Origin of the sequence: Pararhizobium qamdonense, from assembly GCF_029277445.1 — a bacterium.
Taxonomy (GTDB): Bacteria; Pseudomonadota; Alphaproteobacteria; order Rhizobiales; family Rhizobiaceae; genus Pararhizobium; species Pararhizobium qamdonense.
Genome location: NZ_CP119566.1, coordinates 3,293,565 through 3,308,430, shown reverse-complemented (window position 1 = coordinate 3,308,430; position 14,866 = coordinate 3,293,565). Strand labels below are relative to the sequence as shown.

At 61.7% G+C, this 14,866-nt stretch carries 13 protein-coding genes; 5 read left to right on the top strand and 8 right to left on the bottom strand.

Features of this window, described 5'->3' with window-relative positions:
* Window positions 1-10 precede the first annotated feature (10 nt).
* The 3 genes from PYR65_RS16125 (at window position 11) to pssA (ending at window position 3,639) form a co-directional block, all read left to right on the top strand.
* A complete protein-coding gene (locus tag PYR65_RS16125; RefSeq protein WP_276118695.1) occupies window positions 11-1,897 on the top strand; it encodes an ABCB family ABC transporter ATP-binding protein/permease in 1,887 nt (628 codons plus the stop codon).
* Window positions 1,898-2,047: 150 nt separating this feature from the next.
* Complete coding sequence (locus PYR65_RS16120; protein WP_060641358.1) at window positions 2,048-2,746, top strand: phosphatidylserine decarboxylase; 699 nt, start codon at window positions 2,048-2,050, stop codon at window positions 2,744-2,746.
* 32 nt (window positions 2,747-2,778) lie between these two features.
* Window positions 2,779-3,639 (top strand): CDP-diacylglycerol--serine O-phosphatidyltransferase, encoded by an 861-nt coding sequence (gene pssA, locus PYR65_RS16115; protein ID WP_060641449.1) that lies wholly within the window; start codon window positions 2,779-2,781, stop codon window positions 3,637-3,639.
* Window positions 3,640-3,737: 98 nt separating this feature from the next.
* On the opposite strand, the gene PYR65_RS16110 is transcribed toward pssA, so the two are convergent.
* The 8 genes from PYR65_RS16110 to PYR65_RS16075 form a co-directional block, all read right to left on the bottom strand.
* Window positions 3,738-4,478: an SDR family NAD(P)-dependent oxidoreductase gene (locus PYR65_RS16110; protein ID WP_276118694.1), complete on the bottom strand. Its 741-nt coding sequence runs from the start codon at window positions 4,476-4,478 to the stop codon at window positions 3,738-3,740.
* Between the two features lie 133 nt (window positions 4,479-4,611).
* A complete protein-coding gene (gene purF / locus PYR65_RS16105) occupies window positions 4,612-6,102 on the bottom strand; it encodes an amidophosphoribosyltransferase (RefSeq protein WP_276118693.1) in 1,491 nt (496 codons plus the stop codon).
* A gap of 224 nt (window positions 6,103-6,326) precedes the next feature.
* Entirely contained in the window at window positions 6,327-6,941 is a 615-nt protein-coding gene (locus tag PYR65_RS16100; protein WP_060641355.1) for a CvpA family protein, read from the bottom strand.
* Window positions 6,942-7,085: 144 nt separating this feature from the next.
* Window positions 7,086-8,489 carry a DNA repair protein RadA gene (radA, locus tag PYR65_RS16095; RefSeq protein WP_060641354.1) on the bottom strand — a complete coding sequence of 468 codons (1,404 nt, stop codon included), beginning with the start codon at window positions 8,487-8,489 and terminating at the stop codon, window positions 7,086-7,088.
* Window positions 8,489-8,725: a type II toxin-antitoxin system RelE/ParE family toxin gene (locus PYR65_RS16090; RefSeq protein WP_276118692.1), complete on the bottom strand. Its 237-nt coding sequence runs from the start codon at window positions 8,723-8,725 to the stop codon at window positions 8,489-8,491. Before PYR65_RS16090 ends, radA begins: the two co-directional genes overlap by 1 nt.
* Before the next feature lie 88 nt (window positions 8,726-8,813).
* On the bottom strand, window positions 8,814-9,974 hold the full coding sequence (gene alr, locus PYR65_RS16085) for an alanine racemase (protein ID WP_276118691.1): 1,161 nt from the start codon (window positions 9,972-9,974) through the stop codon (window positions 8,814-8,816).
* A gap of 130 nt (window positions 9,975-10,104) precedes the next feature.
* The gene (locus PYR65_RS16080) at window positions 10,105-10,749 is read right to left on the bottom strand and encodes a TerC family protein (RefSeq protein ID WP_060641353.1); all 645 of its coding nucleotides are present in this window, start codon (window positions 10,747-10,749) and stop codon (window positions 10,105-10,107) included.
* Between the two features lie 144 nt (window positions 10,750-10,893).
* Complete coding sequence (locus PYR65_RS16075) at window positions 10,894-12,396, bottom strand: replicative DNA helicase (RefSeq protein ID WP_276118690.1); 1,503 nt, start codon at window positions 12,394-12,396, stop codon at window positions 10,894-10,896.
* A gap of 347 nt (window positions 12,397-12,743) precedes the next feature.
* On the opposite strand from PYR65_RS16075, the gene PYR65_RS16070 reads away from it, so the two are divergent.
* Window positions 12,744-13,187, top strand: coding sequence for a MarR family winged helix-turn-helix transcriptional regulator (locus PYR65_RS16070; RefSeq protein WP_060641351.1), 444 nt, complete (start codon window positions 12,744-12,746; stop codon window positions 13,185-13,187).
* A gap of 6 nt (window positions 13,188-13,193) precedes the next feature.
* A complete protein-coding gene (locus tag PYR65_RS16065) occupies window positions 13,194-14,864 on the top strand; it encodes an MFS transporter (RefSeq protein ID WP_276118689.1) in 1,671 nt (556 codons plus the stop codon).
* The last annotated feature ends 2 nt before the right edge of the window (window positions 14,865-14,866 follow it).

The following is a 14,866-nucleotide window of genomic DNA, read 5'->3' as shown; positions in this document are numbered from 1 at the left end:
CGGACACGACGTGGCAGCGCAGAAGAAGACGGTATCGGCGGATTCAGGCAATCCGCTGCAGACGATCATCAATCTCTGGCCCTATATGTGGCCGAGCGGCCGGACCGACCTGAAGATGCGCGTGGTCTGGGCAACGGTCATCCTGCTGATCGCCAAGGTCGTGCTCCTGCTTGTGCCCTATTTCTTCAAATGGGCGACGGATGCGCTGAATGGCAAGACCGACGTCACCGGCATCCTGCCCGTGGTCTTCACCGGTGCCGTCATGCTGGTGCTCGCCTATAATCTCGCCCGGCTGCTGCAGGCGGGGCTCAACCAGCTGCGCGATGCGCTGTTTGCCAGCGTCGGCCAGCATGCGGTGCGCCAGCTGGCCTATCGCACCTTCGTCCACATGCACCAGCTGTCGCTGCGCTTCCATCTTGAGCGCCGCACCGGCGGCCTGTCGCGCATCATCGAGCGCGGCACCAAGGGCATCGAGACGATTGTCCGCTTCACCATTTTGAACACGGTGCCGACCCTCATCGAGTTTCTGATGACGGCGATAATCTTCTGGTGGGGTTATGGCTTCAGCTATCTTTTGGTCACCGCCGTCACCGTTGCCGTCTATATCTGGTTCACCATCAAGGCGAGTGACTGGCGCATCTCGATCCGCCGCTCGATGAACGACAGCGATACCGATGCCAATACCAAGGCGATCGATTCGCTGTTGAACTTCGAGACGGTGAAATATTTCGGCAACGAGCAGATGGAAGCCCAGCGCTTCGATCAGTCGATGGAGCGCTACGAGCGCTCGGCTACCAAGGTCTGGACCTCGCTCGGCTGGCTGAACTTCGGCCAGGCGGTGATTTTCGGTGCCGGTACGGCTGTGATGATGGTGATGTCGGCTCTGGCGGTGCAGCGCGGCGAACAGTCGCTCGGCGATTTCGTCTTCATCAACGCCATGCTGATGCAGCTCTCCATCCCGCTCAATTTCATCGGCTTCGTCTACCGCGAAATCCGCCAGGGCCTGACCGATATCGAGCAGATGTTCGATCTGCTCGAAGTCCAGGCCGAAGTCGTCGATAGCCCGGATGCGGTGGAACTGGCGATCGACAAGGGCGCCATCGCCTTCAAGGACGTGCATTTCGCCTATGACCCGGCCCGGCCGATCCTCAAGGGCATCTCGTTCGAGGTGCCGGCCGGAAAGACGGTCGCGGTCGTCGGCCCCTCAGGTGCGGGCAAATCGACGCTCTCCCGGCTGCTCTACCGCTTCTACGATGTGCAGGAGGGCGCCATCACCATCGATGGCCAGGATGTGCGCGACGTGAAGCAGAAGAGCCTGCGCGCCGTCATCGGCATGGTGCCGCAGGATACGGTTCTGTTCAACGACACCATCGCCTATAACATCCGCTACGGCCGCACCTCCGCCTCGCAGGCCGAGGTCGAGGCCGCAGCCGACATTGCCCAGATCGGCGGCTTCATCAAGAGCCTGCCGGAAGGCTATGGCGCGATGGTCGGTGAGCGCGGCCTCAAGCTGTCGGGCGGCGAGAAACAGCGCGTGGCGATCGCCCGTACCGTTTTGAAAAGCCCGCCGATCCTCATCCTCGACGAGGCGACATCGGCGCTCGATACCCGCACCGAGCAGGAAATCCAGACCGCACTCGACATCGTCTCGCAAAACCGCACGACGCTCGTCATCGCCCACCGGCTGTCCACCGTTATCCATGCCGACGAGATCATCGTCCTGAAGGACGGCGGCATCGCCGAGCGCGGTACACACGGAGAGCTGATCGACCGCAACGGCCTCTACGCCTCCATGTGGAACCGCCAGCGCGAAGCCACGCAGGCCGAGGAAACGCTGAAGAAGGTGCGCGAAAGCGACGATCTCGGCGTGGTCGTTCGCGGCCCGGCGGCAGTGTAGGCGAGCGAGGAGGGGGGAGTGATGGGTGAAGAGGGAAGCGATTTTCCAGGAACTTCTCACTTCTCTCCGCTCACTGCCCACTAACGACTACCAACCGCCCACTTTTCCCTGTACGTCCTTGCCGGACCGAACATTTGGAGATGCCATAAGATGAGCTTGATCAATACGGTGCGCAACACGCTGGTTCCGGTGCATAAGGAAGGATATCCCTTCATCGCCGGTTTCTTCGTTGTTTCGCTGGTTCTCGGCTTTCTGTGGGAGCCGTTGATGTGGATCGGCTTCATCCTGACGGCCTGGTGCGCCTATTTCTTCCGCGATCCCGAACGGATGACGCCGCTGGACGATGACCTCGTCATCAGCCCGGCCGATGGCCGCGTCTCGTCGATCGCGATGATGACGCCGCCGGAAGAGCTGGGGCTGGGCACCGTACCGATGCTGCGCATCACCGTGTTCATGAACGTGTTCAATTGCCATGTGAACCGTGCGCCGGTGCGCGGCACCATCCGCCGGATCGCCTACCGTGCCGGCAAGTTCGTCAATGCCGAACTCGACAAGGCAAGCCACGAAAACGAACGCAATGGCCTGGTCATCGAAACCGGCCATGGCGAAATCGGCGTCGTCCAGATTGCCGGGCTGGTTGCCCGCCGCATCATCTGCTGGTCCGTGCCCAATGATACGCTTCAGGCCGGCGAGCGCTTCGGCCTCATCCGGTTCGGCTCGCGTCTGGATGTCTTCCTGCCTGAAGGCGCCGAACCCCGCGTCAGCCTTGGCCAGACGGCCATCGCCGGCGAAACCGTTCTGGCGGAATTCGGCTCCGCCAAGGGACCCGTCATCAGCCGGCGCGGTTGATGGACGAACGAAAAGCGAAACAGGAGCAGATCATGGAAACGCCCTTTCCGCCTTTTGACCCGCATGGCCCCAACGATGATGGCGCGCGCGGCCCGCGCCTGCGGGAAATTCCGCTGCGGCTGCTCGTGCCCAACCTGATCACGGTTCTGGCCATCTGCGCCGGGCTTTCGGGCGTTCGCCTGGCGTTTGAGGGCCGTTTCGAGCTCGCCGTTGCCATGGTGCTGGTCGCAGCTTTCCTCGATGGGATCGACGGGCGCGTCGCCCGCCTCTTGAAGGCCACGTCGAAATTCGGCGTGCAGATGGATTCGCTCGCCGATATCGTCAATTTCGGCGTCGCACCGGCGCTCGTCCTGTTTGCCTATGTGCTGGACGAGGCACGCTCGATCGGCTGGATTGCCGCGCTGATCTACGTCATCGCCGCCGGTCTTCGCCTGGCGCGCTTCAACGTCATGGCCGAGCGCGATATCAAGGCCAAGTGGCAATCGGAATATTTTGTCGGGGTCCCGGCGCCCGCCGGTGCCATGCTGGTGCTTCTTCCTGTTTATCTCGGCCTTCTCGGCGTTCAGCCCGGCCATGTCATGGGGCTGATCGCCTCGGCCTACACGGTGCTGATCGCCTTCCTGCTGGTCAGCCGCCTGCCGGTCTGGTCCGGCAAATCGGAAAACCGCGTCCGCCGCGATCTGGTCCTGCCCGTCATCCTCTTCGTCGTCCTCTATGTGGCGACGCTGATGAGCTTTACCTGGGAAACCATGGCCATCACCGCCGTCGGCTACCTCCTCACACTCCCCTTCGGCGCCCGCGCCTGGCACCGCAAATATGGCAGCCAATGGCCAGGCCATCCCGACGACCACGCCTCACCGGGCGAAGACGGTCTGCCGGTCGATAAGATGTGAGTTTGGACAGGCGATCACCCAACAAAAAGAGCCGCCGCGACACCATCGCGGCGGCTCTTTTTTGTTGGATGTGACGTGTTTGATGCGCCCAGGCGCAATCAATCCGGCAGGCGGTAATCGACGATGCGGTTTTCGCGGACGATGAAGAGTTTGCCGGTTTCGGTCTGGCTGGGGCCCACCAGCGGCAGGAGCTTTGCGGCGACTTCGGACGGGTGCGGCACGGTCGATGGGTCTTCGCCCGGAATGGCCTGGGCGCGCATGGCGGTGCGGGTGGCGCCCGGATCGACCGAGAGGATGCGCAAGGGCAGGCGCTGCGTTTCGCCGGCCCAGGTGCGGGCCAGCGCCTCGACGGCTGCCTTGGAGGCGGAGTAGGGGCCCCAGAACGGCTTGCATTTGTGTGCAGCGCTTGAGGACAGGATCAGCGCGCGGCCGGCATCGGATTGCTGCAGCAGCGGATCGACGGAGCGGATCAGCCGCCAGGTGGCGGTGACGTTGACGGTCATCACCTTTTCGAACACTTTGGCCTCGACATGGCCGACCGGCGAGATAACGCCGAGCACGCCGGCATTGGCGACGAGAATGTCGAGCTTGCCCCAGCGCTCGTTGATGGCGCCGCCGAGCTTGTCGATCGCCGCCATGTCTGCAAGGTCGAAGGGAACCAGCGTCGCCGGCAGTCCGCCCGCCGACTTGATCGCATCGTCAAGGTCTTCCAGCCCGCCGACCGTGCGGGCACAGGCAATCACTTGTGCGCCGGCCTTGGCCAGTTCAAGCGCTGTGAAATAGCCGATGCCGCGCGATGCGCCGGTGACCAGTGCTATGCGGCCCTTGAGATCGATCATGTCTGGGTGGCTCCGAATTCATTGATGCGGGCTTGCTGTGCCACACGTCCGGGTTCCGGCGCAAGCCGGGAACTTTGGGTTTCGACCGGCAAGTGCTGCTCCTCAAGCCCGTGCCGGGCCTGAGGACTGTGGATCAGCCGTTGCTGGCAAGCATCGACAGTTTCGGGCTCGTCGTATCGCCGTTCTTGTCGAGAAGCCGTGTCGGATAGTCGCCGGTGAAATAGTGGTCGGTGAACTGCGGACGGGCATTGTTGCGGGCCTCGCCGCCGACAGCGCGGTAGAGCCCGTCGATCGTCAGGAATTCCAGCGAATCGGCACCGATGAATTTCGCCATCGCCTGGATGTCGGTATACTGGTTTGCGAGCAGCTTGTCGGCGTTCGGCGTGTCGATGCCGTAGAAGTCGGGATAGAAGATCATCGGGCTGGCAACGCGGATGTGAACCTCGGTTGCGCCGGCATCGCGGATCATCTGCACGATCTTCAGCGATGTCGTGCCGCGCACGATGGAATCATCGACCAGCACGACGCGCTTGCCTTCGATCATCGCCCGGTTGGCCGAATGTTTCAGCTTGACGCCGAAAGCGCGGATCGACTGCGTCGGCTCGATGAAGGTGCGCCCGACATAATGGTTGCGGATGATGCCGAGTTCGAAGGGAATGCCGCTCGCCTGGGCATAACCGATCGCAGCCGGCGTACCACCGTCCGGAACGGGAACGACCACATCGGCATCCACGGGGGATTCCTTGGCCAGGTTGATGCCCATGTTCTTGCGCGCGGTATAGACGTTGCGGCCGCCGACCACCGAATCGGGGCGGGCGAAATAGACATATTCGAACAGGCAGAGACGCTCGGGCTGCGGATTGACGGGCTTGCGCGCATCGATCTGGATCGAGCCGTCGGCCTGGATCTCGCAGATGATCACTTCGCCATTTTCCACGTCGCGGATATATTTCGCGCCGATAATGTCGAGTGCACAGGTTTCCGAGCAGAAGATCGGCTTGCCGTCGAGTTCGCCCATGACCAGCGGCCGGATGCCGGTGGGGTCGCGCGCGGCGATCAGCTTGGTCCGGGTCATGGCGACCATCGAATAGCCGCCTTCCATCTGCCGGATGGCATCGATGAAACGGTCGGCCGTCGAGGTATGGCGCGAGCGGGCGATGAGATGGAGGACGACTTCGGTATCCGAGGTTGACTGACAGATGGCGCCGGTGGCGATGATCTGGCGGCGCAGCGTCAGGCCGTTGGTGAAGTTGCCGTTATGGGCAATGGCGATGCCGCCGACTTCGAGTTCGGCAAACAGCGGCTGGACGTTGCGCAGCGCCACTTCGCCGGTTGTCGAATAGCGCGTGTGGCCGATCGAAATGGTGCCGGGCAGCTTTGCGAGGATCGCCGGGTCCGTATAGTGGTCGCCGACGAGACCCATGCGCTTTTCGGTGTGGAACTGCTTGCCGTCGAAGGTGACGATACCAGCCGCTTCCTGGCCGCGATGCTGCAGGGCGTGCAGGCCGAGCGCCGTCAGCGTTGCCGCATCGGGATGTCCCAGAATGCCGAAGACACCGCATTCCTCATGCAGCGTATCGCCGTCCATTTCATCGTGAATTTCTGCTGCTCGCAAATGGGTCATCGCTGTTGGCCTTTGTGTTAACGGCTGGAACGCGTTTGGCATATGGTCTTGGGTCTCTGCAACGGCGCTGCAGGCTTTCTTCGTCCGGCATAATTCTTGAATCGGGTCGGATTTAAGAATTATTCAGTGAGCCTTCAAGCCGGTAAGGCCTGAGGGTTTCACATATCATCGTTGCAAAAATGGACAGAGCCCGCAAAAGCGGGCCCTCATTCTATCGTTCGGCCTCAGCCGTTGGTCGCTGCACCGTTGGTGGCAGGCGTTTCCTCGGCCGGCGGCTGGGTGGTCGTGCCACCGGTGCCTTCGTTCTCGCCTTCGCCGGTCGTGTCCTTGCCGCGCAGGCGGTCGAGGATCGTCGCATCGGCATTTTCAGGCAGGAGTGCGATCAGCTTGCCGCCGAGATTGTCGAGCAGCGGCTTGGATTTGGCGGTTGTGACCCAGACCGGCTGCTGCTGCGGCGCAACCAGCCAGTTGAAGAACAGCATGGCGACGACAACGAGCAGGACGCCGCGGGCGGCTCCGAACAGGAACCCGAGCGTGCGGTCGAGCGCACCGATGCGGCTGTCGATGATGAAATCGGCGATCCGCATGGTGATGAAGGAGACGATGATCAGCGCAATCAGGAAGACGACGCCGGCCGAGCCGATCATCGCGACCGTGTCGCTGCTGGTGTAGTTCTTTGCGTAGGGCAACAGGTACGGGTAGAGGAAATAGGCGGCAGCGGCCGCGCCAAGCCAGCTTGCGACCGACAGAACTTCCCGGGAAAAGCCGCGAACCATGGCCAGGATGGCCGAGAAAAGCGCGACGCCGAGAACGATACCGTCGAGAATTGTAATGGGCATATTGTCCTACTCCGAAACCGCCTTGAGACGGCCCCACGCTGATTGTCCGCGAACCATATATGATGACGCGGCAGGCGTCTTTCGATGGTCCATGATTGAACACTGTTTTCACCGGAATTCACCATTTTTTAAGCGGCAAATTCCTCAATCATCATTGTCGGCCTGCTTCAGGGCTCCCTTCGAGCCGGCAATGCGCGCCACCAGATCCGGCAGGCTTTCCATCTCCGCCCAGCTCATGCCGCTGCCTTTGGGCAGGTCGGCGGAAGCGGCAGGCAGGACGGCCTGTGAAAAGCCGAGTTTTTCGGCTTCTTTAAGGCGCTGGGCGGTATGCGCGACTGGCCGGATGGCCCCGGACAGACTGACTTCGCCGAAATAGACGCAATCGGAGGGAAGGGCAAGACCGGCAAGCGAGGAAACCAGCGCGGAAGCCACAGCAAGATCGGCTGCAGGCTCGGAAATACGGTATCCGCCGGCAATATTGAGATAAACGTCATGCTGCCCGAGCCGGACGCCGCAATGGGCCTCAAGCACGGCAAGGATCATCGACAGCCGGGCCGAATCCCAGCCGACGACGGCACGGCGCGGCGTGCCGAGAGATGTCGGGGCGACCAGCGCCTGGACTTCCACCAGCACGGGACGCGTTCCCTCCATGCCGGCAAAGACGGCCGCCCCCGGCGATTTCGAATTGCGCTCGCCCAGAAACAGTTCCGATGGGTTGGTGACCTCGCGCAGGCCCTTGTCGGACATTTCGAACACGCCGATCTCGTCGGTCGGGCCGAAGCGGTTCTTGACGGTGCGCAGGATACGGTAGTGATGGCCGCGGTCGCCTTCGAAATAAAGCACCGCATCGACCATATGCTCAACGACGCGAGGGCCGGCGATCTGGCCTTCCTTGGTGACATGGCCGACAAGCACGATCGCCGCCCCGGTCTGCTTGGCAAAGCGGATCATCGCCTGAACGCCGGTGCGCACCTGCGTCACCGTGCCGGGCGCCGAATCGGCGGTATCGCTCCACAGCGTCTGGATGGAATCGATGATGGCAAGATCCGGCCTCCGGCCTTCGCCAAGCGTCGCCAGAATATCCTCGACATTGGTTTCGGCGGCCAGAAGCACCTCGGTATCGGCAGCCCCCAGCCGCTGCGCCCGCAGCCGTACCTGCGCCACCGCCTCTTCGCCCGAGACATAGATGATCCGGTGCCCTTGGCGCGACAGCGCGGCGGCGGCCTGCATCAACACCGTCGATTTGCCGATGCCGGGATCGCCGCCGATCAGGACGGCCGAGCCGCGCACGAAGCCGCCGCCGGTGGCACGGTCAAGCTCGGAAATGCCGGTCATGATGCGCGGCGCATCCTCGATTTCGCCCGATAGCGTCGTCAGCGCCACGGGCCGGCCCTTCTTCGGCGTGCGGCCGGGACCGCCGCCGATCCCGCCCATCGGGTCTTCCTCGACGATCGTGTTCCACTGGTTGCAGCCTTCGCATTTCCCCACCCACCGGGCGTGAACGGTTCCGCAGTTCTGGCAGATGAATTGTGTCCGGGCTTTCGCCATCAAATTTCGCTTTCGGGGAAGTCTTTGGAGGTGATGTCCTGGCGGCCATGGAGGATGCGCAGGACCGTCATCGTGGAATTGTCCACAGGTAAGTCGATGCAGCGGTCCCGATAGGGGAACGCCCGCAGGCCGGGAATAAAGTCACGCGAAACGCCTGTCAGGCCGCACAGCCTCGTCTGCATCCCTATAGACGCCGGCGCGAACTTCCTCATCGATGAACGCATGATCGTCATCATTCAATCGGATATTCATCGCGATGATCTCCTTTTGTTCCAGTCTACATGATCGTCGTCACGATTCCAATGTTTTCGGTCTGAAAAGCTGTCAGGCCTCGATATACGCCCGCTCATACCGCGCCCCGAGGCTGGTCAGCATCTCATAGCCGATCGTGCCACCGGCGCGGGCGACGTCGTCAATCGCGACATTGTTTCCGAACAATTCGATATAGTCGCCGGGCCGGACGGCATTGTCGGCGAAATCGGTGACGTCGAACAGGCTGAGATCCATGGTGACGCGGCCGAGATGCGGCACTTGCCGGCCATGCAGGAAACCGTAGGCGCCGGACGGGGTCGCCTGGCGCAGGGTGACGCCGCCGCCGGAGACCGAGCGGTGATAGCCGTCGGCATAACCGATGGCGACGATCGCCACCCGGCTATCGCGGGAAAACTGGGCCGAGCCGCCATAGCTTGCCGTCTCGCCGGTGCGCACGCGCCGGATCTGCAGGATGCGCGCCTCAGCCATGACCACAGGCTTCATCGGGTTGGCGACGCCGTTGACGGCTTCGCCGCCATAGGTGGCGATCCCCGGCCGGGTCATGCCGAAATGAAAATCGGAGCCGAGATGAATACCGGCAGAATTGGCAAGACTTGATTCGATGCCTTCGAAAGCAGCCGTAACCGTCCGGAATGATTCAAGCTGACGGCGGTTCAGCGGATGCGCCTGATCGTCGGCGCAGGCCAGATGGCTCATGACCAGAATGGGCGAGAAGCTCGCGGGCCGGGCAGGATCGCCGGCAAGCGCTAAGGCTTCGTCCAGCGTCAGCCCCAGCCGGTTCATGCCGGTATCGACATGCAGGACGCATGGGTGGTCGCCATGCTGCGACAAAGCCGACATGAAGAAGGCGAGCTGTTCTTCAGAATTGATGATCGGCACGAGGTCATTGTCGAAGAACAGCTGCTCGTTGCCCGCCCACATGCCGGCCAGAATATGGATGCGGCCATCCGGCACGATTGGGCGCAGCGCAACGCCTTCCTCGACGCTGGCAACGAAGAAATCCCGCGCACCGGCGGCGTAGAGCGTGCGGGCGGCCGGTTCGATGCCGATGCCATAGGCATTGGCTTTCAGCACCGCCGCCGCCCGCGCCTTGCCCGACAGTCTGTCCATATGGCGCCAGTTATCGGCAAGCGCACCCAAGTCGATGGTCACGCGGTTGGAGGCAGCCTCAAAGGCAGGATCGGTGAAAGGGGGAGTGTGCAAATCGGCCATGGCGAGAGAAATACAGCCAAGCGGCGGCGGCTGCAATCGCCTTGATTTGATCAATCCGCGACCGCTTTGATAGCGATCGCGGATTGAAATTTCCGACGGGATGGTCCGCCGTCTCGGTGCCTGAAACCGGTTACATCAGCGACGATGTGATCAGCGGTTCGACTTCCACGAAGCCTTCGTAGATCATCTTCAGCGCGACGAAGAGAATGATCGCCAGGCCGAGATAGGAAACCCAGGGGAACCGGTGCAGCAGCTTGGCGATGTAGGATGCGGCAATGCCCATCAGCGCCACGGAGACCGCAAGGCCAAGGATGAGGATATTGGGGTGTTCGCGCGCCGCACCGGCAACGGCAAGCACGTTGTCGAGCGACATGGAGACGTCAGCGATGACGATCTGAAGGGCTGCCTGTTTCAGCGTCTTGCGGGGCGCGCCGCTGCCGACCGTGCCGTCCTTGTTGACGTCCTCGCCGGTCAGCGATTCCAGCCCGGCATTTTCTTCCTGGGCTGCGGTGCGCAGCTCGCGCCACATCTTCCAGCAGACCCAGAGCAGGAGAATACCACCGACCAGAAGAAGGCCGAGGATCTGCAGAAGCTGGGTGGCGAGCAGGGCGAAGATGATGCGCAGCACGGTGGCAGCCGCGATGCCGATCAGGATCGCCTTGCCGCGCTGTTCCTTGGGAAGTCCGGCTGCGGCAAGACCGATGACGATGGCATTGTCGCCGGCCAGAACGAGATCGATCGCAAGCACCTGCAGCAGCGCGATAAAAGCTTCCATGAACAGATTTCCCCAAGCTGATGACGGCCATCGCGGCAAAATGCCGCGATGGCTTTGCTAATTTTCCCTTCGCTTAACGGCAAGCCTGAAGATTTGCAACACGGCCACAGGCTGTAGCGTCGCCCGGCACCATTTTTCGAGAGATCAATGCTCTTCGTATTGCGTGAACGACGGGTCGGCCAGATCGGTGAAGCGGGTAAATTCAGACTGGAAGGCGAGCTTCACCGTGCCTGTCGGCCCGTGGCGCTGCTTGGCGATGATCACGTCGGCGGTGCCCTTCACTGCCTCGAACTTCTGCTTCCACTCTTCGTATTTCGGGTCGAACTCGTCGCGCGGTTCCATGTTCTTCACGTAATATTCCTCGCGGAACACGAAGAGCACGACGTCGGCGTCCTGCTCGATCGAGCCGGATTCGCGAAGGTCGGAGAGCTGCGGGCGCTTGTCTTCGCGGCTTTCCACCTGACGCGACAGCTGCGACAGCGCGATGATCGGCACGTTCAGTTCCTTGCCCAGCGCCTTCAGGCCCGTGGTGATCTGGGTGATTTCCTGCACGCGGTTGTCGCTCGATTTGCCCGAGCCGGTCATCAGCTGGATATAGTCCACCACCAGGCAATCGAGCCCGCGCTGGCGCTTCAGGCGGCGGGCACGGGCAGAAAGCTGGGCGATCGAGATACCGCCGGTCTGGTCGATATAAAGCGGCGTCTTCTGCATGGTCTGCGAAAAACCAACCAGCTTTTCGAATTCGGCTTCGGAAATATCACCGCGGCGGATCTTCGACGAGGACACGTCGGTCTGCTCGGAAATGATACGCGTGGCCAGCTGCTCGGAGGACATTTCCAGCGAGTAGAAGCCGACCACGCCGCCGTTCCTCGCCTTGAACGATCCGTCCGCCTGAACCTCCGGCTCGTAGGCATGCGCAACGTTCCAGGCGATGTTGGTGGCAAGCGAGGTCTTGCCCATGCCCGGGCGTCCGGCCAGAACGATCAAGTCGGAGCGCTGCAAGCCGCCCATGCGGGCATCGAGCGACTGGATGCCGCTGGAAATGCCGGACAGATGGCCGTCGCGCTCGAAGGCCTGTCCGGCCATGTCGATCGCCAAGGCGACGGCATCGTTGAAGGCCTGGAAGCCGCCGTCGTAGCGGCCGGTTTCGGCCAGTTCGAACAGGCGGCGTTCAGCATCTTCGATCTGGCTTTGCGGCGGCATGTCGAGCGGTGCGTCATAGGCGATATTGACCATGTCCTCGCCGATGGTGATCAGCGAGCGGCGCAGCGCCAGATCGTAGATCGCCCGGCCGTAGTCTTCGGCATTGATGATCGAGACGGCTTCGGAGGCGAGGCGGGCAAGATATTGCGCGACCGTCATGTCGCCGACCTTCTCGTCGGCCTTCAGGAAGGTCTTGATCGTCACCGGATTGGCGGTCTTGCCCATGCGGATGATGTCGCCGGCGACCTCGAAAATCTTGCGGTGCAAGGGTTCGTTGAGATGAACCGGCTTCAGGAAGTCGGAGACGCGGTAAAACGCATCATTGTTGACGAGGATAGCCCCCAGGAGCGCCTGTTCCGCCTCAAGGTTGTTCGGCGCTTCGCGATAGGTCGCGTCGCCCTGATCTTTCGCCATGGGTACAATTCTCCGCGCTGCTTCATTCATGGCGTTTCGCCTCTGTCTGTCGTCATTCTTTGGTGTGCTACCGGTTTGCGTGTCCCGTCACTGTGCGTCAATGACCTGGCTGCAACAGTGGCCGCCACATTGGATGCGGCGGCAAGCCGTCACCGTTGTTCACAGGCCCTGATGGCCGAATGCGGAAAAACTGCCGATACCGGCATTTCCTGTTGACCGGATTTCAGCCGAATCGGCGCCTGTGTCCATTCTATCGCGACTGGCTGCTATGCGCAGAGGTTTTAGCCTCTATCTATCGCGTGACTTGAAAAGCATGCGGCATTGAACTAAGTAGGACCATAATAGATAGCATGCTACTAATATGAAAAAGGTATGAAATGCCCAACTCTGCCGTTAATCGCGAACTCTTCGATGCGTTGGCTTCGGTGAACCGCAAGCTGCGGGCGCTGTTTGATGCGCGGGTCAAGGCGCGCGGGCTGACGCTATCGCGGGCCAGAGCGCTGTTTGCCCTGTCCAAGCGCGACGGCCTCAACCAGCGCGAACTGGCCGACGAGCTCGGGATCGAGACGCCAACGATCGTGCGCCTGCTCGACGGTATGGAGAAGCAGGGCTTCATCGAACGCCGGGTCGAAGCCAGCGACCGCCGCGCCAAACAGATCCACATGACCGCCCGTGGCCGCAATATCGCCGGTGAAATCGACAAGCTGGCCTGCGAGATCCGCGAGCAGGTCCTGGGTGGCGTCGATAACAAGGACAAGGCCATTGCCTTGCAGGTCGTCAGTCTGATGGCCGGCAATCTCGTCTCCATCGGCAGGGATTGAGCGGAGATGAGCACGGTGACCGAAGACAGCGCGAACGGCAACCGCATCGCGCCCGAAAACCCGGTCGCCGCGCCAACACAGCCCATTCAGCCACCGCCGGAGCCGATGAGCCCGGCAAGGGCCGCCATCTACATGGCATCGTCGCTGCTTCTGTTTCTGACGCAAGGCTTGGGCATGAACCTGCTCAACGCCAATATCTATCAGCTTCAGGGCTCGCTCTCGGCAACGACCTCGGAAATCGCCTGGCTGTCGGCCGCCTATATCGCGCCCTATGCGTCGATGTCGATCGCACTGTTCAAGATCCGCATGCAATATGGTCTTCGCCGGTTTGCCGAACTCAGCATTGTCTGCTTCGTGCTAGCCTCCGTTCTCAATATCTTCGTCTCCGATCTGCATTCGGCAACGGTCGTGCGGTTTCTGAGCGGCATGGCGGCCGCACCTTTATCGACACTCGGCTTTCTCTACATGCTTGAGGCGTTTCCAGCCGCCCGCAAGCTGTCGGTGGGCTTGAGCCTTGCCCTGATGAACACGACGCTGTCGGCACCGATTGCCCGCATCATTTCGCCGCCGCTGATGGATCTCGGCGGCTGGCATGCGCTCTATACGTTCGAGATGGGACTGGCGCTGATGGCGCTGCCGGTCGTCTACCTCCTGCCGCTGACGCCGCCGCCGCGGGCCAATGTCATCCAGAAGATGGATATCTTGAGCTACCTCCTTCTGGCCATCGGCTTTGGCTGTCTTGCCGTCTTCCTGACGCTGGGGCGGCTCTACTGGTGGTTCGAAGTGCCGTGGCTCGGCGTGCTCCTGGCTGGCTCCATTGCGGCCCTGACGCTGATGGTCGTTCTCGAGCTGCCGCGTAAAATGCCGCTGATCGATCTGCGCTGGGTGTTTTCAAGAGAAAACATGCACATGGCCGGCATCCTGCTGTTGTTCCGGGTGGTGAGCTCGGAGCAGACCACGACGGCTGCGAATTTCTACATGCAGCTTGGCCTCATCAATGACCAGACGCAGACCATGTATACGATCATCCTGCTTGCCTCGATTGCCGGAGGCCTGGTCTGCACGGTTCTGATGCTGACGCGCTATGTCGAGACCGCGCATGTGCTGGCTCTGGTTCTGATTGCCTGCGGCGCTTTTCTCGATAGCCAATCGACCAGCCTGACCCGGCCGGAGCAGATGTATCTGAGCCAGGCGATGGTAGCGGCAGGCGCGGCCATGTTCCTGCCGCCGGTCATGTCCAAGGGATTTGCCACGGCGCTTGCCAAGGGCGCGCCGTTCCTTGTCAATTTTCTGGTGATTTTCCTGTTCACCCAGAGCATCGGTGCACTGGTCGCGCAGGCAGCGCTTGGGACGTTCGTCACGCTGAGGGAGAAATTCCATTCCAATGTCCTGGTCGAACACATCCTTTTGACCAATCCCTTCGTTGCCCAACGCGTGTCGCAACTCTCAGGCTCTTATGGCAAAGTCATAACCGACAAGTCGCTCTTGAATGCCGAAGGTTTGCAATTGCTGGGCCAGCAGGTGACGCGCGAAGCCAATGTTCTTGCCTATAACGACGCCTTCCTCGTCATCTCCGTCGCCTCCGCCATCGGCCTTGTCCTTCTGCTCGGACATCTCACCTGGCGCCGGTTCGTTCCGCACACGGCAGCCGCACCTGCGGTTGCCACCCCGTCCTGATA